The organism is Arthrobacter sp. NPDC055585, from assembly GCF_053619115.1.
Window position 1 is genome coordinate 63,108 of sequence record NZ_JBSHIT010000002.1, and the last position, 18,727, is coordinate 81,834.

Below are 18,727 nucleotides of genomic sequence, written 5' to 3' on the forward strand. Positions count from 1 at the left end.
TTTGCAGTCGTGCGAAAGGCCGGTGGCCGGCCCGCCGCCGACGCCGTTCTGTGCCGTACGACGCCGGCGCGGCACCCGCCCTAGTCGAGCACGGAGCGGACGATCTCAGCGATGCGCTTTTCGGTATCGGCGTCGACCGTCTCGAAATACCAGGCGGCCGGCATAAGCGTGCCGTCCGGTCCGCCGGCTGGGCGGAACCGTGCCTTCTCCGTGACTGCCAGGTTCAAGCGTTCATCGTTGCGCAGGGTTAGCAGCGCCGGGGCGCCCGCAGAAGGCGCATAAGCCGGCATCCCGTACCAAATCCTCGGTTTCAGGTCAGGTGCTGTGTCCACAATGATCTCGTGCACCCGCTGCATCAGGCCCCGCTGTGGTTCATTCATGCCTGAGATCTTGTCGGTGACCTGGGCCAGGTTCTTCTCGTCCTTCGCTGACATATCGCGTCCTTTCGCCGGCCGACGCCGCGCATCGGCAATGAAGCTGGCGCATGAGTGCGCCGCACCCCATCCGGACGTGTCCTGGAAGGCAGGCCTCTCCGCGATGATTCACGTGGTCTTCACGTGGAAGCGCAAACGGTGGCGGTGCCACCGGGTTCAGGGTAACTCTTCCCGGGGCCGGGTTGAAGGACCGCGGGTTCGACGACGTTCGGACCCGGAGCACGTCGCGCAGGCTTCAGCCCATGTCTCACATCCGTGCCGCCGCTGCCTCTGTTCGCGGCGCGCCTGTCCCCCTGCCTCCGGTGAACGGATACAGGCGGATCGCGAGAGGCGCCGCTGCAGCCGTCGTAGTTTTGCTCCTGGCCGGGTGCACCCCAGCAGACCCCGTCGATGATTTGGAGCCCGGGCTTACGCTGAGTTCCTTTACTGAGTCCCTGTCCCGGCTCGATCTTGAGATCTACGGAGGTGCCGCCGGCGCCGGCGGCCGGGAGGAGAACGTTCAGATTGAGGTCCCGCTCGGCCGTGACGGGCTGGGCGTCTCCGGCCTGTGCAGGGGAGCCGAAGGAATCGCGTTGGTCACCCTCAACGCCGAGGGGCCCTTTGAACTGCAGTGCACGGAGGGCGGAGACGAACAGGAGCTCACCGATTCGCTGCCGCTGGAGGGCATCCGCCTGCTGATCACTGTAGAAGGCGCCCCGGACGGGGCTGTGTGGGCGGTAGCGGCCACCAGCGCACGCTAAGCCGCGGGCGGGGGCGCTTTAGTCTGTGTTCAGCTTCTGGGCGAGCATCACAAGGATTCCGCTGGGGCCGCGGACATAGGTGAGCCGGTAAAGGTCCTGGTAAGCCGCTATCCCGCGCAACGGGAAACAGCCATGGTTCGCGGCGATCATCAGGGCGGCGTCGAGGTCGTCAACCGAGAACGCCACACGGTGCATGCCAATCTCATTCGGCGCGGTGACTTCCCGTTCGATCGCCGCGGGGTGAATGTATTCGAAGAGCTCCAGCTGCCCGTGCCCGTCCGGGGTCTGAAGAACCGCGACCTTCACATGGTTGCCATCCAGCCCGACGGCGGTGTCCGCCCACTCCCCCTGCACAGTGTCGCGTCCAGTGGGTATAAGACCGAGGTCCGTGAAGAAGGCGACGGCGCCCTCAAGGTCCCGGACGGCGATACCGACATTCTCCAGCCGAATGCTCATGCGCTCGATGGTAGCCAGCCGGGCTGTTTGCCTGAAGTCCCGGCAGGGAATACCTCCCCACGGACGCAGGTTGTGTGTCTTCACCGGCGAACGCCGGCGTCACTGCGAAGGGAGCCCAGATAATGGCACGCGTAGTCATCTTTGGCGGAACCGGCTATGCCGGGAGCAACATCGCACGTGAGGCCGCTGCCCGCGGCCACGAAGTCATCTCCTACTCCCGCAGGCCACCGGAGCAGCCGCTGGACGGTGTGGAGTACCGTATTGGTTCGCTGGCGTCGGAGGGCGTACTCGCTGCAGCAGTGGAGGGCGCTGACGTCCTCGTCGTGGCTTTGCACGGAGCCGACGTCGACGGCGCCCCGCTCGCCACGTATGTACCCAGGCTTATCGACGCCGCGCGAAACAACGGCGTACGGCTCGCCTTTGTTGGCGGGGCCGGTTCGTCGCTGGTCGCTGAGGGCGGTCCGCGTCTGGTCGACACCCCGGACTTCCACGAAGACTGGAAGCCTGAGGCCCTGGCGCATGCCGAGGTGCTCGAAGAACTGCGGCAGGCCCCCGAGGACCTGGACTGGTTCTACGTGAGCCCCGCGGCGCTCTTCGGTGCCGCCGTCCCGGGTGAAACCACCGGCTCCTACGGGACCGGCGGCGACGTCCTGGTGACCAAGGACGACGGTTCGTCGGAGATCTCCGGAACGGACTACGCGCTGGCGTTTGTTGACGAGATCGAGAACCGCGCTCATCCGCGTCAGCGGTTCACCGTCGGGCACTGACGGACGCCTGCACTGCTGGACAAAACCACCCCTTGCCTGGACCCGGTAAGGGGTGGTTCGTTTCTGCGGCCCCTGGACAATGGTCAGTCTCTTGCTCGCCACTGGGGGCAGCGTGTACGAGAGAAGGATGGATACGCACAGACCCGCCCTCCACGGCCGGGTGGCAGTCGTCACAGGCTCTACGCGCGGACTTGGTTTCTCCATGGCGCGGCTGCTGGGACAACAGGGTGCCACGGTGGTTCTGGCGTCCAGGTCCTCAGAGGACGTCGGGGATGCCGTGGACCAGCTGGCGGCGGAAGGCCTCACGGTAATAGGAAGCCGCTGTGACATCGGCGAAATCAGCGACGTCGAAGCCCTCCGCGACCAGGCTCTGCGCCGCGGAACCCTGGACATCTGGGTCAACAACGCTGGAACTTCCGGAGTCTACGGTCCCACAGCCTCCACCCCGGTCGATGACTTTACACACGTGGTGCGCACGAACATCCTCGGAACGTTCCACGGCTCGCGGACTGCATTGCCGGTATTCCTCTCCCAGGGCCACGGAGACCTCGTCAACGTATACGGTCAGGGGGACCAAAGGCCGGTGGCGCTGCAGAACGCCTATGCGTCAAGCAAACGCTGGGTCCGTCAGTTCACTGAGACGCTGCGGATGGAAACCAAGGGCACCGGGGTCCGGGTGCACGGCATGAACCCCGGGCTGGTCATCACGGACTTTCTGGGACATGTCATGGCTCAGGAGGGGTACGAGAAGCGGCTGGCAGCGCTGCCGGTCGTCGCCGGCTTATGGGGTCAGAACGCTGACGCCGCCGCACGTCCCCTTCTTAACCTCGTGACCTCAGATACGCCCGAATTCCGGGTGGGCAAGACGGCGCTGGTCACCCGCGGGCTGCGCAACGCTTTGGCCGGGCGGCTCCGACGGGCCAACCGCATGCCCCTGGACATCACCATCGTCGGCGCGGACCGCCGGGGCTGAGTGGCTGGCCTGCGAACCTAGACGTTAAAGCGGAACTCCACCACGTTACGTAGCCGGATAACCTCTCCGTCGCGTCGGCTCTAGGTCTCCCTTTGCCGCCCTCCGCCAATGGCCGATGCCCATACCATCGTTGCCGGGGTCAGGCCGTGGCGAGCCTCGCTAGCGCACGCACACCGGCACTGAACTGGTCAAGTTTCAGTCGAACATGCCCGTTTTGGAGGGCCTGACCGCTCACACCAAGTTCGCCAAGTTTCAGTTCCATAAGTACGTGGGGCACAAGCCGAGGCTTTGTCGTGTTGATCCACGGCCATCTCGCTAGCGCATCGACGTCGTTGGCAGCAGTCCAGTCAGCGTAGTATTCCGGCTGGTACTCAGGTTCACCGGCAACTTCCACGACCGCATAACAGTCTCTGGTATCTTTCGCGCAAATGAACACGAGGTCGCCGGGACGAAACCCGGGCCTGCCTTTCTTGGGACTCGCGAACCACGTTTCTTCCCGCCACCCGTCTAGGGCAGGTTCACCGTACTCCAATTTCAGCCATAGCGACCGCTGGGGGTCGCGTGCGTCTATGAGAAGCTGCTCCGCAAGCTGAAGCGCCGAGTCTGCGTCTAGCCTATTGTCCTGGGTACGCCCGGCGTGACCCAGAGCGTTCGCCTTACTCAGGACGTCTTCAAGGTCGGCGGGCGCAACTACATTCGCGGGCCACGCCTCGATGAGCAAACGCGCCGCGTCGGCTTGCTCAATCGTCAAGCTGATCCCCAATTCCCGATTTGGATTCGCGGACGAGCCAAGCCCAGCGCCCGTGAGGTTGGCGGATCCGATCATTGCCCTCGAACCAAGAATGAAGCACTTTGCGTGGAGCCGACCAGAATGGCGGATCTCGACCTCGGCGTCGAGCAACAACTTCAGGCCTTGAACGGATAGGAACCCGTTTGCTACCGCACTCGGATCCAACTTCGTCAGAAGAACGAAAGGCTGCAACGATCTTCTCGCTGCAGCGGACAGCTGACGACACACCTCATATGTTAGGTAGGGGCTGGAAAGGAGTACTGGCCCGTCAGGAGAGGACATAGCCTCACTCAGCCATACGTCGGCGTGCTCGATCAAATGCGTCGAATTCATCATTCGGGCAGTCTAGACCGACTGCTTACGGTTCATGGGGACTCGGTCCAGTCGCACATAGCAGAGTCATCCGTGGGCGCGGACTCGACCCATCAGTGTCATGCTAGGACGCGAGAACGCAGTCAGCCGGCCATCGATCTAGCCTCGGGTGGGCCACTGTATCCAGTAGTCGATCAACTGAGGCCAGTCGTGGCCAAAGTTTTCGTCCAACATCTCGATTAGCCGTACCCCATCAACGAGGTCCAGTTTGCTGTTGCCAGAAGCTTCCTTCTTAGTGGCCTTCGAGAAATATCCGGTAGTCAGCAAGACAGCGGAGGTCGCGTGTTCGTTGTACGCGACACCCAGTATTGCTCGGGCCTTGGTTATGGGAACAGATCCTGCGTAGTGTGCGCAGTCAATGACCCGGTGTTCTCGCCTCCCGGGCAGCTCTAATCTAGCGATGACATCCCTGCCACCATCTCTCGTTGCCTGAGTCAACTCGCATTGGAACCCCATTTTCGTATAGAGGCTCGCAGCCAACTGTTCAAGTTGTCGCGGACTGAGGTTTCGCAGGGCCGCAGGACCGTCCTGGCTCTTACGGCTCATGTAACGTGCTGAGATAAGAGCAGCGGCGTCCCACAAACCGCTCAACCTCCCATCTGGCAAGGTCTGGCCATACGCCACTACATAGGCATCGATGACGTCGATCGCTCGCTGAGGGCTTCCAGGGAGGAGATCTAATACCCAGCGGACACCTGGATGAGCCATGTTGGGTCGCTGACGCAGCCGTCTGCCATGCTCCGTCGGCCTGAACTGGTCCATGAAATCGCTGCCACCGGTCTGGCGGAGGAAGTCCAGATACATCCCATCAGCACCGAAGGTTACGTACTCGAAAAGAAAGCATCGAAGTAGGTGGAGAACCTGCCCTTCAGGACGTGACTCGACATTGACGAGATATTCCTTGATGAGTGCGTCTGACGGGAAAGAGCAGGTAGGCGCTGCATCGCAGTCTTCAGCTCCGTAGGGATCGTACTGTCCTACAATTGCGAGCCATTCATCGAGCCGGTCGTCCCAGTCATGACCGAACGGCATTACGCTATTCTGCTGCACGTCCGTCTCTTCCACTTCTCTTATTTCGTTCCTTCGGAACCTCGGTAGGCCGCCGGCTCGCTGGCTGCCCGAATGCTCCAAATCCTCTGTCCGGGTGGTCGCTACTCAACTCTCGCGCAGCGGAGTCGAAGGTGCTCATGCCTAAGATCCTGTCACGCCGCAGGTTGGCAAACAATCCAACAGACAAGCTCCATGTTCGGGCATTGAACCCGTTTCCTTCAAGGCATATCAGCACATGGCTTGTGGACTGCGAACCGACGGAAGAACATGATCGCCAAAGACGAATGCGGTCGGCCGCCCAAGCCTCGAGACCGCTTCCTGGGTTACCACCTTCGATCGGCAATCAATGGCACGACGCCCAGGGAGCTGAGTAGGAGTATCACCGCTACTACTTCACCTACTCCTGGGGCCTGGGCCTCGATAGCATAGGACACCACCGGTACAGCCGTAAACCACATCAGAACGCCCCTGAAGCCGCTGACGATCGGACGCTTTGGTGGTTCGGGTTTGGTGTACCGGAGAGGGCTGGGTTCATTGGACCTTGCCTCTGCCGACTGCCTGATACTTTCCATAGCAGCTTCACTGCGGGCTCGTACAGGGGCGTTTTGGAACCACTTATAGTCCCGGATCTTTCCTTCGGGGTCCCGGAGTCCCTGGGGCACGGGATTTGTCCTGGGTCTGAGATGCTCTTCCCGGTACAGTCGTACATCCCCCGATCCATCGGCGGCATAAACAAAGTGCTCTCCCGGGCGTCTCCTCCAGCTCGTATGCGGACTGGGGTCGGGTCCAATCACGGAGTCCTCTAAGCGGACGTTCCCGTCGTCGGCAACTACCCAGTCGCCAATCTTGAGCCGCTCCTCTGGGCTGTTGGGGCTGCGGTACTTATACGTGAGGTGGGCGTCGCCGAAGAATGCTGACCGGTGCGGGATCGCCGTCCTGTCCGTGACTTTGTAGGGTCGGTCGGCATCGGCCACAAACTGCTCAACGACTGCGTTTTCGAATCGGGTGATTCCGTCGTCGGCGCGGACTTGATCATCGAGGTAGTAGCGCCCCACGCGCCAGGCATCATCCACGGAGCGCGGTTTCACTCCTCCTTCTGTGAAGAAATCCCCCATCTCCGGATTGCAGGCGTGCACCACGTAGTAGTCGTACTTTTTGCTGACATAATCGTCGTCTCCGGGATCCAGGACTCGGGCTATCACTCCGTCTTCGTATTGGACACCATGTTCCCAATGCTTGGCTTCTACTAAATCGCCAATTTTGAATTTTCTCTCTTCGCGCATCCCCGGTGGCCCTTCAGCTGAGTATTTCTGGCACTGATTTTCTACTACCCGGATAACACTCATCGATTATGAAGACAGTCCTAGCGTTCGAGTCCTGAATCACGAGTCAGGATTCGGTAGGTCCAAAGTTGCCCATCCCTGAGCAGCGCACCAGCGGTACACGGTGACGTTCCCGTTGTTGAAGTGCCGACCGATCCAAACCTCATCGACGGACCCCGCATTCAGAACACTTCCGCCGAGCAAGTCATTGTCCAATCGCCTTACGATGTCGAAGTGGCTCTCCGCATCTAACCAAAGGAATAGCACACGTCGATCCGCCGTTGCCCGCCCGAGTTTTTCTACATCCGACTTATGCTCGCCCGCTAGCTGCGCGGACACAAACCTTGAGACGTACTCGTCGTCCGACAGGTCCCACGCATGCCCGTCGTCAACTTTAAGTAGCAGGCACTGCCCCGCAGGGAGAGTAGGCTGCACCTCTGCGGACAATACCCCGGCTGCTTGCATTACATATAGCGTGTCGAACCACAAAGGACGGTGCGCTGCAGGACTGAAGACATACTCTTGCCAGCTCTCCGTCCGAACCGAAAACATGTCCAGGCGCTCAAGTTCCGCAAGCCAAGTTCCCAACTGCTGACGTGTCTTTCGAGCGTTCCCTCCGCCAGCGACCGTAACCAGCCAACCCTGCGTGATACTCCCAAGCTTGAGAGCAAGGTCCGGGAAGTGCCGATTCCATTCCGCGCTGTCACGGAGTGTGTCCGTCTTAGCGATCGTCGAAACCTCGACAGCGACCGTCGTCTTTCCGTCGTACAGGTCAAAATCGTGCGTTCCAGGAGGTGCACCGCCGATATCTCTCGGAAACATCTGCCACACGGCGTCAAAGACGGCACGGATTGCTTGGGCCGCACGAAGTTCGCGATCGTCGAGAGCAGAATTTCCCTTGGCCATACCGCAATGTAACAGACTGTTCGCTAACCCCGAGCGTGGCCGGGTCGGGGCACCACGCTATTGACATGACTGCGTCGAATTACCAAGTCACCAGTTCTGACGTCAGTGCTTTTCATCCTGATGAACCGTCTCAAACCAGGGTTCACCGTCGAACTCGGCGTCGAATAATCCGCCAGCCGCGCTGACGTTGATGAGGTTTGGTTCAGGTAAGTCGTCTGGCACGTACTTCGCGTCCTCGGGGTGGCAGTAAATGTACTCTCTAGCTGAGTGTGCCGAATGCTCGTTAAAGAGCTTCTCCATAGCTGTCGTCCCTGCCTGAATACCGTCCGCTTCCCCTCGAAGAACAGCAGCTCGGATATCTTGGACTCCGGAGTCGTCTGGCTTCTGACCTTCAAGTATCCGTGTCGGACTGTTCATGAGTAGCCCCAGCTCGCGAGTGAGGGGAAAGGCGATACCCCACGCTGTCATGTAACCCACACCGCCCCATCCCTCGTCCGTGGGATCTCGGATCAGACTCACCGGCGCGTCTGAAGTGACTAGCGAACGCCGCTCAAACTGCACCAAAGACCAGAGCCTGCGGGCGAAGTATGGGGTCAGTTCTTTCGCCATATCTAGCATGTGCTGAATGTGTTCAAGATTGGAGAAGGTAATTGGTGGCCCGTCCAGCTGCGTCGCGTCAGCCCAGATCTTGTCTTCCTGCTCAGGAGACGGGTCGTATCCAAAGTTCTTCTTAATCCAGTTACCGACGTTCGGTCGTCCGCCGGCACCGATCTCGAACCGTATAAGCTGTGCATTGAGATGCTCCGATGTCTTACGGGTGTCAGGGCCACGTACGCTCTGAAGCGCCATGTAATAGGAAAGAGTCAATCGATCATCCTCTGATGGAGGAAACTCTCTCTTTCCGAACTGCCCGATGATGCGTACAGCTTCCCCTTCAACCCCGCTTAGCGCTGTTTCGAACGCGTCCGGTTCCTCTAGCTCGTCAATCGTGTGGAAGTGCGTTTGAGCTGCCACGTTCTTCACCGAAGAGATGAAAGGATCCCGGGAGCGATCTAGGGGAACAACCTTGACTCGCCCCTTTGCGTTGGCAAATCCTCGGAGGTATGCCTGAGGTACGTAGTGGTGAAGCTTTGCCCTATTTCCGTTACCCGCCATGATTGGCATCCTTCCACAGGTCTACCGCATCACACACGGTTACGAGTGAATCATTCTGCTCGGATACCAGAGCGACTGTGTATTCGCCCCGGTGTCTGTAACGAGCGTTTCCCATCTCACTTCACATATATTCGGCATGACCGAATTGGCGCCGGGTTGCTGGGCATCGCCGAAGATACAGTTGTGCCATGAGTGGTAGTAGAGCAGCCAAGCAACGCCAGGCGAAGCAAGAGCGTCCCGCGCACTTGATCAATGCAGACTACGCTCTTCGTTCAGCAGATGCTGTACTTTCCGTTGACCTCAGCGAGGTGCAGATATCCCGTGTAAATCAGTTCGCAGTCGGCTGGATGCGTGCGGCTTTCGAGCAGAGTCGAGTCATCGCCAAGCTAACTAAAGCAGGAATAGGGCACGCCGCTGCTCCGAACCGTCGCGCGTTCTGGGAGCTGAGTATTCGACTGTTATGGTTCGCTGACCTTGCGAAGTCAGAACGTGGAACTGCTGCGGACACGATGCTTGAACATGGTCGTTCAACGGAAAAGACGACGCACAGTCATATGCAGTCAATGGGCATCCCCTCGGACATCGATATAGCAGCAATGGAAGATTTCGTTTTGGACGCAGCGAAAGAAAAAGCCATGCAACAGCAGGCGAAGAACTTAACCGAAGCGGTGAAGGCCACGGAAATCAACCTTGGAATGATTTACCGTCTGTGGCGCGAGGACTCGACGTGGGCGCATGCAACGGGGTTCCTGGCAGGCAGCTACGCGCCACTCGAGGGTGATAACACGATTGGAGTGGGCAAGCCCCGTCACGTCGATCGTGACTTGGAAGCACATCGTCTCGCCTCTGTGGCTATCGTATTCTCCGTCGGCTACATCCTTGCCGACGAGGGAGTCCCACGTGCCTTAGCCAGTGCTGTCGAAGTCGCCTTTTACAAGGTCTCCTAGCTTATTTCCTTAGTCCCTGGGCAACTCCAGCTCACGGTGGCGTTGGGGAGAAGGACCCATCGCTACAAGCCGAAGCCATTGCTGGGCGTCAGCGCCGCAAAACCATCAGCTCTGCTTCCGCTGCCGATTATAAGAAAAGCCCGGAATGCCACAGCATTCCGGGCCTTTTTCGCGAGCCTAGACCGAACCGGACTTATACATTAAATCTAAATTCAACCACATCGCCGTCGGCCATAACGTAGTCCTTGCCTTCGATCCGGACCTTGCCGTGGGCCTTGGCCTCAGCCATGGAACCGGCCTCAACCAGGTCCTCGAAGGAGACAACTTCGGCCTTGATGAAGCCGCGCTGGAAGTCGGTGTGGATCACGCCGGCGGCCTGGGGCGCGGTGTCGCCGCGGTGGATGGTCCACGCACGGGTTTCCTTCGGACCGGCCGTCAGGTAGGTCTGCAGGCCCAGGGTGTGGAAGCCGACGCGGGCCAGCTTGTCCAGGCCGGACTCTTCCTGGCCGCTCATTTCCAGCATCTCGCGGGCTTCTTCTTCGTCCAGCTCCACCAGGTCGGCTTCGAGCTTGGCGTCGAGGAAGATGGCATCCGCCGGAGCCACAAGTTCGCGCAGCTCGGCCTGACGGTCCGGGTTGCCCAGGACGGCGTCGTCAACGTTGAAGACGTAGATGAACGGCTTGGCGGTGAGCAAGCTCAGCTCACGCAGCTGGTCCATGTCCAGCTTGTCCTTCTCAATGGAGGAGAAGATCGTGTCACCGCGCTCCAGCACAGCCTGGGCGGCCTGCATGGCAGCCAGCTGCGCGGCGTCGCGCTTCTTGATCTTCACTTCCTTCTCCACGCGCGGAATGGCCTTCTCCAGGGTCTGGAGGTCCGCGAGGATCAGTTCGGTGTTGATAGTCTCCATGTCCGAGCGCGGATCGACCTTGCCGTCCACGTGCACCACATCGGGGTCGTCAAAGACGCGGATAACCTGGGCGATGGCTTCGGCCTCGCGGATGTTAGCCAGGAACTGGTTGCCCAGGCCCTCACCTTCCGAGGCACCCTTCACAATCCCGGCAATGTCCACAAAGGACACGGTTGCGGGCAGGATGCGGGCTGAACCGAAGATCTCGGCAAGCTTGGCAAGCCGCGGATCCGGCAGGGATACGACGCCGACATTCGGCTCGATCGTAGCGAACGGATAGTTCGCTGCCAGCACGTTGTTGCGGGTCAGCGCATTGAACAGGGTTGATTTGCCGACGTTGGGCAGGCCGACGATGCCAATAGTAAGAGCCACGTTAGTAAATGTTACCGGGGCAGCCCGCCAGAGCCGAACCGGGTGCGCACCGGCAGCTAGGAGCGGCGGCCGCCGAGTCCGCGGGAGGAGTCCCCCATGGCCTTGAGCGTGGCGCGGATTTCCTTGGGCAGGGAGAAGATGATGTCCTCTTCAGCCGTCACGACTTCCTCGACGTCCCCGTAGCCGTACTCGGCCAGCAGGTTCAGCACGTCCTGGACCAGGTTCTCCGGAACCGAGGCACCGGAGGTCACGCCCACGGTGGAAACGCCTTCGAACCAGGACTCATCGACCTGGTTGGCGAAGTCCACCCGGTAGGAGGCCTTGGCACCGTATTCAAGGGCCACTTCCACCAGCCGGACCGAGTTCGAGGAGTTCGCCGAGCCGACCACAATAACCAGGTCAGCGTCCGGAGAGATCTTCTTGATCGCGGCCTGGCGGTTGGAGGTCGCGTAGCAAATGTCGTCGCTGGGCGGATCCTGCAGGTTCGGGAACTTCTCGCGCAGCAGCTTCACCGTGGTCATGGTCTCGTCCACGGACAGGGTGGTCTGGGAGAGCCAGATGACCTTGTCCGGATCCCGGACCTGGACCTTGTCCACGTCTTCGGGTCCGTTAACGATCTGCATGTGGTCCGGCGCCTCACCGTAGGTGCCTTCGACTTCCTCGTGCCCCTCGTGTCCGATGAGCAGGATGTCAAAGTCATCGCGGGCGAAGCGCACGGCTTCGCGGTGGACCTTCGTGACCAGCGGGCAGGTGGCGTCGATGGTGCGCAGGCCGCGGTCTTCAGCAGACTGCACGACGGCGGGAGAGACTCCGTGGGCGGAGAAGATCAGCAGGGAGCCTTCCGGCACCTCGTCCGTCTCATCGACGAAGATGGCGCCGCGCTCTTCGAGCGTGCTCACGACGTGCAGGTTGTGGACGATCTGCTTGCGCACGTAGACGGGCGGACCGTAGTGTTCCAGGGCCTTTTCGACGGCGATCACGGCACGGTCGACGCCGGCGCAGTAGCCGCGCGGGGCGGCAAGCAGGACCCGGCGCGCTCCGGACACCGGCGCGGCGGCAGCAACCTCTGCAGGGCTGCGGCGGCGGCGGGGCACGGTGGGCATCGGCACGGAAACGGCTGTGCTGGTCATGACTCCATGCTAGCCGCTGGTCTGCTCGGCCCCGATTCGGCGGCGCCTTAGTCCGCTGTCAGCGCACAGCCCGGCGGGATCCGGCCACCAGGCGGAACACCAGTCCGACGGCGAAGGCCACGGCGCCGGCAATAAGCAGGACCAGCAGCCAGGACTGGAAGCTGGACTGGGCCAGCGGAATCAGGCCGTCGATGAACGTCGACGCCACCGGGTTTGCCGGTGTCTGTCCCTCCACAACCGCTGCTGCGGCTCCGGATGCCAGCCACAGGACACCGGCGAGCACTGCGGCGCCGGCACCGATCAGCGCGAAGGTGGTGGAACGGCGTCGGGCAACCAGCAGACCCACCAGTGCGGCGAGCACCGCTGCCGCTGCGAAGAGCGGCCATGAGTCTGCGAAGCGCACCAGGGTTTCGAGTTCGGCGCTGCGGTCGGCTCCGGATACGGACAGCAGCCGCTCCCCCGCGTCGGCCGGCTCCGTGCCGATCTCCCCGGCAACCTGCTGGCTCACCAGGTTGAGCAGCGGACCGATGTCCAGCGTAGGAGTTCCGGATTCAAACGTTGCCGCGTGAGAACGTTCCAGGGTCTGGGTCCATGCTTCCGGGTACCCCGGTGCCTGCTGGAATCCGGAGACAACTCGTTCCACCACCGGCTCCACCAGATCGGCGAGCCCGGAGGGCAGGCCGTCAGTAACGGCGGCACTGGCCTGGGCAGCCACTGCGGAGGAGAGCTCCGCCTGGAACGCCTCGTCTTCCCCCAGCGGCTGGGCAAGCTGTGCAAACCCCTGGGCGGACACGGCGTTCTGCGCCAGCCAGGCACTGCATACTGCGGCTCCGGCCAGCAGCAGGGCTGCCAAAACCAGGATTGCCGAACCGAAAGTGCGCATAGTTCCCCAAATCTCTTCCTACGGAGCCGGGTTGAACCGGCAGTGATCCCTGCACCCGTCCGTTGAGCGCTGTCCACGGCTCTCCGGCGTTGAACACGATGTGTCCCAGGCACCTGATAGACAATAACCTTAGGACCGGTACCGGAAAGGCACCGGCTGCCGCTGGACCAACAGGAGTGCGAAGAAATGCAGAGTGACGCAGGAGCGCAGGAACCGGGCCAGGCAGATGCCGGAAACACCCTCGCGCCCACGGCTGCCCTGACCTCCCCGGAGAATCCCTGGCCGTTGGCCCTGTTGTCCAAGAACCTCAAGGCCTACCTCGACCGGGCACCGGCCGCGTGGGTGGAGGGGCAGGTCATTGAGCTGAACCGCCGTTCCAACGCCTCCTTCATTACCCTTCGCGACGTCGATGCCGAAGTTTCGCTGTCACTGACGGTTTGGAGCACGGTCATGAACCGTCTGGAACTGCCGCTGGAGCGCGGGGCCCGGGTTGTTGCGCTGATCAAACCGGATTTCTATGTCAAGACCGGCCGGCTGTCCATGCAGACCCGGGACATCCGGCCCGTCGGACTGGGAGATCTCCTGGCCAGGATCGAACGGCTTCGCCAGGCTCTCGCCGCCGAGGGCCTGTTCGCTGCCTCCCGCAAACAGCGCCTGCCGCTGCTCCCCGGCCGGATCGGACTCATCACCGGGCGCAACTCGGACGCGATGAAGGACGTTATGCGCAACGCTGCCCTGCGCTGGCCCGCGGTGGAGTTCGAGGTCCGCGAGGTCGCCGTGCAGGGCGTGAATGCCGTCACCGAGGTGACCCGCGCCCTGGCTGCCCTGGATGCCATGCCGGAAGTGGACGTCATTGTCATTGCCCGCGGCGGCGGTTCCCTTGAGGACCTGCTGCCGTTCAGCCATGAAGACCTCATCCGCGCCGTCGCCGCGGCGCAGACACCCGTGGTCAGTGCCATCGGCCACGAAGCGGACCGGCCGCTGCTGGACGAGGTGGCAGACCTGCGTGCCTCCACCCCCACCGACGCGGCGAAACGGATCGTGCCCGACGTCGGTGAGGAACTCTCCCGGATCGGCACGGCACGGTCCCAGCTGCGCCGGATCATGGAACTGATGCTCAGCCGGGAAGCGGACCGGCTGGCGCATATCCGCACTCGTCCGGTCCTCTCCGCCCCGGAGACCATGCTGGCCACCCGGGCCGAGGACGTCACCCGGCTGCGGGACCGCGCATTTTCGGCCATGCGGTCCGAGGTCCGGCGCGACGCAGACAAAATCAGTTACCTGCGGGCGCAGGTCCGTGCGCTCTCACCGCAGAAAACCCTGGACCGGGGCTACGCCGTCGTGCAGCTTGCCGACGGCTCCGTGGTCCGCGACGCGGCCACCGTGGAGACCGACGCGCAGCTGCGCATCCGGGTGGCTGCCGGCGAGCTCGGCGCCGTAGCCACCGGTCACCGCTAACCGACTTCCCACATTAGGAGAACAGCATGAATGAAGCAGCAGCCCTGCCGGCAGACATTGAGGCCATGAGCTATGAGCAGGCCCGCGACGAACTGGTAGCCGTGGTAACCCGGCTGGAGGCCGGGGGCGCGAGCCTTGAAGAGTCCCTCTCGCTCTGGGAGCGCGGTGAAGCGCTGGCGACCCGGTGCGAGTCCTGGCTGGAGGGTGCCCGGGAGCGTCTGGAGGCTGCACGCGCGGCACGGGAAGCCTAAGCGCTTCGTAGCGTCAGCGCTTCCGCCTGCCGGAGCCGGCAGGCGGAAGCAGCCGGTTACGGCTTGTAGGTACTCAGGAACTCCGCCAGACGCGAGATGGCGTCCTCGATGTCTTCGAGTGCCGGCAACGTGACCATCCGGAAATGGTCGGGCCGGATCCAGTTGAACGCCGTGCCGTGCGAGACCAGGATCTTCTGCTGCTTGAGCAGGTCCAGCGCGAACATCTCATCCGATTCGATCGGATAGGCCTCGGGGTCCAGCTTCGGGAAGAGGTACAGCGCGCCCTCGGCGTTCTCCACGCTCACACCGGGAATGTCATTGAGCATCTTGTAGGCCAGGTCTCGCTGCGCCTTCAGGCGCCCGCCGGGCAGGATCAGGTCGTTGATGCTCTGGTAACCGCCCAGCGCCGTCTGGATGGCGTGCTGCGCCGGGACGTTGGCGCACAGGCGCATGTTGGCCAGCAGGTTGATGCCTTCGATGTAGTCAGCAGCTTCACGCTTCGGACCTGAAATGGTCATCCAGCCACTGCGGAAACCTGCAATCCGGTAGGCCTTGGAGAGGCCGCTGAACGTCAGGCAGAGCACGTCGTCGCCGGTCAGGGACGCAGCGTTAATGTGCACCGCGCCGTCGTACAGGATCTTTTCGTAGATCTCATCGGCAAAGATGATCAGTCCGTGCCTGCGGGCCAGGTCCACGATCTGCCGCAGCACGTACTCCGGGTACACGGCTCCGGTGGGGTTGTTGGGGTTGATGAGCACAATGCCCTTGGTGCGCGGGGTGATCCGCTCTTCCATGTCCTGGATATCCGGCCACCAGTGGTTCTCCTCATCGCAGAGGTAGTGCACGGCGGTGCCGCCGGCCAGGGAGACAGAAGCCGTCCACAGCGGATAGTCCGGGGTGGGCACCAGGATTTCGTCGCCGTCGTCCAGCAGCGCCTGCAGGGACATGGTGATCAGTTCGCTGACACCGTTGCCGAGGTACACGTCATCAACGTCGATGTTCTGGATGCCGCGGCCCTGGTAGTACTGCACCACTGCGGTGCGGGCGGAGAAAATGCCGCGGGAGTCACTGTAGCCCTGCGCGGTGGGCAGATGGCGGATCATGTCCACCAGGATCGCTTCGGGCGCCTCGAACCCGAACGGGGCCGGATTGCCGATGTTCAGCTTCAGGATCCGCTGCCCGGCCGCTTCCATCCGCTGGGCATGCTCAAGGAGCGGCCCGCGGATGTCATAGAGGACGTTGTGAAGCTTGTGCGACTGGGTAAATTCTGGCATCTACACAGAATGCCACAAGAGGTTGCTTCGCTCCCCCACCACTACGCCGAGAGGCCAGTTACGGCTCCTTTCGCGGGCGATTGGAGCCGTAACTGGCCTCTCGATGGAAGCGCGGGAGGAGACCTGGTGGGTTAGGCCAGGCCCTTTTCCTCCAGCCACGCCTTGGCGGCGTCCTTCGGGTCCTGCTTCTGGTCACCGGAGACGGCCTGGTTCAGGGCGATCAGGTCCTCGGTGGTCAGCACTGCGGAGACACTGTTGAGCACGTCCTGCGCTTCCTGGGTAACGGCATCCATGTTCACCAGAGGCACCACCTGCTGGGCGATGAAGTTGTTCTCCGGATCCTCCAGCACCACCAGCGAGTTCTCCTCGATGGAGGGAGTGGTGGTGTAGATGTCCGCGGCCTGGACCTTGTCCGTCAGCAGTGCCTGCAGCGTCGCTTCACCTCCGCCGTCGTTGATTGCTTCAAAGCCGGCCGGCTCACAGCCATACTTTTCCTTCAGCCCGGGCAGGCCGTAGGCCCGTTCCTGGAAGGTGGTGGGAGCAGCAATGGTGATCTCGCCGCAGACCTTCGCGAGGTCCTCCAGGGACGTCAGGCTGTACTTCTCCGCGGTGGCCTGAGTGACCACCAGGGCGTCCTTGCTCTCAGCCTCGGCCGGTTCGAGGACGGCAATGTTCATGTCCGGCGACTCTTCCTTCAAAGCATCCGGAAGCGCGTCCATGATTTCATCCGCGGACTGCGCCGTGGCCTCGGTGTCAGCGAAGAGGAGCAGGTTTCCGCTGTAGTCCGGAATGACCTGCACCGAGCCGTCTTCCAGCGCCCGGTAGTAGATTTCACGGGATCCGATGCCGGGCTGCGTGGTGGCCTGGATGCCCTCGGCGTTCAGCGCACCGGCGTAGATCTCGGCGATGATCTGGGATTCGGGGAAGTCTGCCGAACCCACCACCAGCGTGGCGGAATCCTCGACGCCGGTGGGCGCGGAGGATGACTCGACGCTCTGCGGATCGGAGTTCGCGCCGCAGGCGGCGAGCATCAGGACCGCGGTCAGCCCGGCAGCGCCGGTGAGGGTTTTCCGGGTGCCCGGACGGGTAAGTGTTCTCATGCTGTTGTTCCTTCTGGGAGGCCGGCAGGGGATGGCTGCCGGCGGCGGGGGGTGGCCGGTTTCCGGGATCTGCTGCGCAGGCCCGGCGAGAGTGCGAGGCGCTGGACGGCCGCCAGCACCAAATCGACGGCGAGGGCCAGCAGTGCGATGAGCAGCGCGCCGCCGAAAAGGCGCCCGTTGTCACGCAGCTGGGTTCCCTCAATCAGGTACACGCCCAGCCCGCCCAGGGATATGAACGCCACTACCGAGACGGTGGCCAGCACCTGCAGCACGGCGGCGCGGACACCGCCGAAGACAACCTTGAAGCCGTTGGGCAGTTCAACCCGGAACAGGATCTGCAGTTCGCTCATGCCCATGGCACGGGCTGCGTCCACGATGGTGCGGTCCACGGACGAGATGCCGGCGTACACGCCTGCCAGCAGAGGCGGGATGGCCAGCAGCACCAGCGCCCAGATGGGCGGCATCAGGCCGATTCCGGCCAGCAGCACAAACAGGAACACGAGCCCCAGCGTCGGCAGGGCACGCAGGATGCCGGCGCCTGAGACCACGACGACGCGGCCGCGGCCTGTGTGCCCGATGTACAGGCCCAGCGGCACGGCGATCAGGGCGGCGATCCCCACTGCGAGCGCAGTGTAGCCAAGGTGTTCCACGATCCGCTGCGGGATGCTGCCGATGCCGGTCCAGGAGCTCTCGGCGGTCAGCCACTCGTACATCTGGACCAGGACGTTGTCGCTTGAGTAGTCCATCAGCCGGCCGCCGTCCGTGCTTCAACAGTGTTCAGCGGCAGCTTCGGACCGCCGCGTTTCACGGCCCGGCTCCAGGGCGTCAGCAGACGCTGGGCCAGCACGAGGATCAGGTCCAGTACGAGGGCCAACAGCAGGATCAGGGCTATGCCGATCACGATTTCCGTGGGGAAGTTCCGGTACAGGCCGTCCATAAAGAGCCGGCCCAGGCTGTCGATGCCCAGCAGTGCACCCACGCTCACCAGGGACATGTTGGATACGGAGATCACCCTCAGCCCGGCGAACAGGACGGGCAGGGACAGCGGGAGGTCCACGGCGAAGAAACGGCGCAGCGGACGGTAGCCCATGGCCGTGGCGGCCTGCCGGACGTCGTCGTCCACGGAGTTCAGCGCATCCACGGTGGAGCGGACCAGCAGTGCCACGGCGTAGATGGTCAGGGCCACCACAACATTGGTGATGTCCAGGACCCGGGTACCCAGGATCACCGGCAGCAGGACAAACAGCGCCAGGGACGGAATCGTGTACAGGATGGCGGAGGAGCCGAGGATCGCTCCCCCGGCGAAGCGGTGCAGCCGGGCGAACTGGGCAAGCGGGACGGCGATCAGCAACCCGAGCACGAGCGGCACCACGGCCTGGAACAGGTGCAGCGCGGTTAGCCGGGAGATCATCTCCGTGTTGGCCCAGAACCAGTCCATGC

20 protein-coding genes are annotated in these 18,727 nt (G+C 62.4%); 6 read left to right on the forward strand and 14 right to left on the reverse strand.

The features are described 5' to 3' along the window. Positions 1-80: 80 nt before the first annotated feature. Positions 81-434 (reverse strand): DUF1801 domain-containing protein, encoded by a 354-nt coding sequence (locus ACWGQ2_RS04060; RefSeq protein WP_452014625.1) that lies wholly within the window; start codon positions 432-434, stop codon positions 81-83. A gap of 242 nt (positions 435-676) precedes the next feature. On the opposite strand from ACWGQ2_RS04060, the gene ACWGQ2_RS04065 reads away from it, so the two are divergent. Further along, positions 677-1,174, forward strand: a complete 498-nt coding sequence (locus tag ACWGQ2_RS04065; RefSeq protein ID WP_452014627.1) for a hypothetical protein — start codon at positions 677-679, stop codon at positions 1,172-1,174. An 18-nt stretch (positions 1,175-1,192) separates the two neighbouring features. Here ACWGQ2_RS04065 and ACWGQ2_RS04070 read toward each other — a convergent pair whose 3' ends face one another. Beyond that, positions 1,193-1,630, reverse strand: coding sequence for a VOC family protein (locus tag ACWGQ2_RS04070; protein ID WP_452014629.1), 438 nt, complete (start codon positions 1,628-1,630; stop codon positions 1,193-1,195). 122 nt (positions 1,631-1,752) lie between these two features. Here ACWGQ2_RS04070 and ACWGQ2_RS04075 point away from each other — a divergent pair, with 122 nt between their 5' ends. Continuing rightward, on the forward strand, positions 1,753-2,397 hold the full coding sequence (locus ACWGQ2_RS04075; RefSeq protein WP_452014631.1) for an NAD(P)-dependent oxidoreductase: 645 nt from the start codon (positions 1,753-1,755) through the stop codon (positions 2,395-2,397). 127 nt (positions 2,398-2,524) lie between these two features. Continuing rightward, positions 2,525-3,370 (forward strand): SDR family NAD(P)-dependent oxidoreductase, encoded by an 846-nt coding sequence (locus ACWGQ2_RS04080; protein WP_452014633.1) that lies wholly within the window; start codon positions 2,525-2,527, stop codon positions 3,368-3,370. Positions 3,371-3,509: 139 nt separating this feature from the next. Here the strand turns inward: ACWGQ2_RS04080 and ACWGQ2_RS04085 are convergent, their stop codons facing one another. The 5 genes from ACWGQ2_RS04085 to ACWGQ2_RS04105 all read right to left on the reverse strand — a co-directional run bounded on the left by ACWGQ2_RS04085 (position 3,510) and on the right by ACWGQ2_RS04105 (position 8,965). After that, complete coding sequence (locus ACWGQ2_RS04085; RefSeq protein ID WP_452014635.1) at positions 3,510-4,496, reverse strand: hypothetical protein; 987 nt, start codon at positions 4,494-4,496, stop codon at positions 3,510-3,512. 135 nt (positions 4,497-4,631) lie between these two features. Then, a complete protein-coding gene (locus tag ACWGQ2_RS04090) occupies positions 4,632-5,597 on the reverse strand; it encodes a restriction endonuclease (RefSeq protein ID WP_452014637.1) in 966 nt (321 codons plus the stop codon). Positions 5,598-5,905: 308 nt separating this feature from the next. Beyond that, positions 5,906-6,865, reverse strand: coding sequence for a hypothetical protein (locus ACWGQ2_RS04095; protein ID WP_452014639.1), 960 nt, complete (start codon positions 6,863-6,865; stop codon positions 5,906-5,908). A gap of 99 nt (positions 6,866-6,964) precedes the next feature. Beyond that, on the reverse strand, positions 6,965-7,810 hold the full coding sequence (locus ACWGQ2_RS04100) for a hypothetical protein (protein ID WP_452014641.1): 846 nt from the start codon (positions 7,808-7,810) through the stop codon (positions 6,965-6,967). 102 nt (positions 7,811-7,912) lie between these two features. Then, the gene (locus ACWGQ2_RS04105; RefSeq protein ID WP_452014643.1) at positions 7,913-8,965 is read right to left on the reverse strand and encodes a DUF4238 domain-containing protein; all 1,053 of its coding nucleotides are present in this window, start codon (positions 8,963-8,965) and stop codon (positions 7,913-7,915) included. 188 nt (positions 8,966-9,153) lie between these two features. Between ACWGQ2_RS04105 and ACWGQ2_RS04110 the strand changes: the two genes are divergently transcribed. After that, entirely contained in the window at positions 9,154-9,912 is a 759-nt protein-coding gene (locus ACWGQ2_RS04110) for a hypothetical protein (protein WP_452014645.1), read from the forward strand. Positions 9,913-10,105: 193 nt separating this feature from the next. Here the strand turns inward: ACWGQ2_RS04110 and ychF are convergent, their stop codons facing one another. From ychF to ACWGQ2_RS04125, 3 genes are read right to left on the reverse strand one after another with little or no spacing between them, the layout of a single operon-like run. Further along, positions 10,106-11,191, reverse strand: a complete 1,086-nt coding sequence (gene ychF / locus ACWGQ2_RS04115; protein ID WP_452014647.1) for a redox-regulated ATPase YchF — start codon at positions 11,189-11,191, stop codon at positions 10,106-10,108. Between the two features lie 56 nt (positions 11,192-11,247). Continuing rightward, positions 11,248-12,321, reverse strand: a complete 1,074-nt coding sequence (locus tag ACWGQ2_RS04120; RefSeq protein ID WP_452014649.1) for a 4-hydroxy-3-methylbut-2-enyl diphosphate reductase — start codon at positions 12,319-12,321, stop codon at positions 11,248-11,250. Positions 12,322-12,379: 58 nt separating this feature from the next. Next, positions 12,380-13,204 (reverse strand): hypothetical protein, encoded by an 825-nt coding sequence (locus tag ACWGQ2_RS04125; protein ID WP_452014651.1) that lies wholly within the window; start codon positions 13,202-13,204, stop codon positions 12,380-12,382. Between the two features lie 186 nt (positions 13,205-13,390). Between ACWGQ2_RS04125 and xseA the strand changes: the two genes are divergently transcribed. Both xseA and ACWGQ2_RS04135 read left to right on the forward strand, forming a co-directional pair. Further along, complete coding sequence (gene xseA / locus ACWGQ2_RS04130; protein ID WP_452014653.1) at positions 13,391-14,662, forward strand: exodeoxyribonuclease VII large subunit; 1,272 nt, start codon at positions 13,391-13,393, stop codon at positions 14,660-14,662. A gap of 26 nt (positions 14,663-14,688) precedes the next feature. Continuing rightward, complete coding sequence (locus tag ACWGQ2_RS04135) at positions 14,689-14,913, forward strand: exodeoxyribonuclease VII small subunit (protein ID WP_325789197.1); 225 nt, start codon at positions 14,689-14,691, stop codon at positions 14,911-14,913. 56 nt (positions 14,914-14,969) lie between these two features. Here the strand turns inward: ACWGQ2_RS04135 and ACWGQ2_RS04140 are convergent, their stop codons facing one another. The 4 genes from ACWGQ2_RS04140 to ACWGQ2_RS04155 all read right to left on the reverse strand — a co-directional run bounded on the left by ACWGQ2_RS04140 (position 14,970) and on the right by ACWGQ2_RS04155 (position 18,725). Next, positions 14,970-16,187 (reverse strand): pyridoxal phosphate-dependent aminotransferase, encoded by a 1,218-nt coding sequence (locus ACWGQ2_RS04140; RefSeq protein WP_452014655.1) that lies wholly within the window; start codon positions 16,185-16,187, stop codon positions 14,970-14,972. A gap of 131 nt (positions 16,188-16,318) precedes the next feature. Next, entirely contained in the window at positions 16,319-17,287 is a 969-nt protein-coding gene (locus tag ACWGQ2_RS04145; protein WP_452014657.1) for a glycine betaine ABC transporter substrate-binding protein, read from the reverse strand. After that, positions 17,284-18,033 carry an ABC transporter permease gene (locus ACWGQ2_RS04150; RefSeq protein WP_452014659.1) on the reverse strand — a complete coding sequence of 250 codons (750 nt, stop codon included), beginning with the start codon at positions 18,031-18,033 and terminating at the stop codon, positions 17,284-17,286. Before ACWGQ2_RS04150 ends, ACWGQ2_RS04145 begins: the two co-directional genes overlap by 4 nt. Further along, on the reverse strand, positions 18,033-18,725 hold the full coding sequence (locus ACWGQ2_RS04155) for an ABC transporter permease (RefSeq protein WP_452014661.1): 693 nt from the start codon (positions 18,723-18,725) through the stop codon (positions 18,033-18,035). Before ACWGQ2_RS04155 ends, ACWGQ2_RS04150 begins: the two co-directional genes overlap by 1 nt. Positions 18,726-18,727 lie beyond the last annotated feature (2 nt).

Coding starts and splice junctions, on each gene's coding strand:
- ACWGQ2_RS04080 (WP_452014633.1), top strand. CDS start 2,525: ATGGATACGCACAGACCCGCCCTCCACGGCCGGGTGGCAGTCGTCACA.
- ACWGQ2_RS04145 (WP_452014657.1), bottom strand. CDS start 17,287: ATGAGAACACTTACCCGTCCGGGCACCCGGAAAACCCTCACCGGCGCT.
- ACWGQ2_RS04095 (WP_452014639.1), bottom strand. CDS start 6,865: ATGCGCGAAGAGAGAAAATTCAAAATTGGCGATTTAGTAGAAGCCAAG.
- ACWGQ2_RS04060 (WP_452014625.1), bottom strand. CDS start 434: ATGTCAGCGAAGGACGAGAAGAACCTGGCCCAGGTCACCGACAAGATC.
- ACWGQ2_RS04135 (WP_325789197.1), top strand. CDS start 14,689: ATGAATGAAGCAGCAGCCCTGCCGGCAGACATTGAGGCCATGAGCTAT.
- ACWGQ2_RS04065 (WP_452014627.1), top strand. CDS start 677: ATGTCTCACATCCGTGCCGCCGCTGCCTCTGTTCGCGGCGCGCCTGTC.
- ACWGQ2_RS04150 (WP_452014659.1), bottom strand. CDS start 18,033: ATGGACTACTCAAGCGACAACGTCCTGGTCCAGATGTACGAGTGGCTG.
- ACWGQ2_RS04140 (WP_452014655.1), bottom strand. CDS start 16,187: ATGCCAGAATTTACCCAGTCGCACAAGCTTCACAACGTCCTCTATGAC.
- xseA (WP_452014653.1), top strand. CDS start 13,391: ATGCAGAGTGACGCAGGAGCGCAGGAACCGGGCCAGGCAGATGCCGGA.
- ACWGQ2_RS04105 (WP_452014643.1), bottom strand. CDS start 8,965: ATGGCGGGTAACGGAAATAGGGCAAAGCTTCACCACTACGTACCTCAG.
- ACWGQ2_RS04070 (WP_452014629.1), bottom strand. CDS start 1,630: ATGAGCATTCGGCTGGAGAATGTCGGTATCGCCGTCCGGGACCTTGAG.
- ACWGQ2_RS04100 (WP_452014641.1), bottom strand. CDS start 7,810: ATGGCCAAGGGAAATTCTGCTCTCGACGATCGCGAACTTCGTGCGGCC.
- ACWGQ2_RS04120 (WP_452014649.1), bottom strand. CDS start 12,321: ATGACCAGCACAGCCGTTTCCGTGCCGATGCCCACCGTGCCCCGCCGC.
- ACWGQ2_RS04110 (WP_452014645.1), top strand. CDS start 9,154: ATGAGTGGTAGTAGAGCAGCCAAGCAACGCCAGGCGAAGCAAGAGCGT.
- ACWGQ2_RS04155 (WP_452014661.1), bottom strand. CDS start 18,725: ATGGACTGGTTCTGGGCCAACACGGAGATGATCTCCCGGCTAACCGCG.
- ACWGQ2_RS04075 (WP_452014631.1), top strand. CDS start 1,753: ATGGCACGCGTAGTCATCTTTGGCGGAACCGGCTATGCCGGGAGCAAC.
- ACWGQ2_RS04085 (WP_452014635.1), bottom strand. CDS start 4,496: ATGATGAATTCGACGCATTTGATCGAGCACGCCGACGTATGGCTGAGT.
- ACWGQ2_RS04125 (WP_452014651.1), bottom strand. CDS start 13,204: ATGCGCACTTTCGGTTCGGCAATCCTGGTTTTGGCAGCCCTGCTGCTG.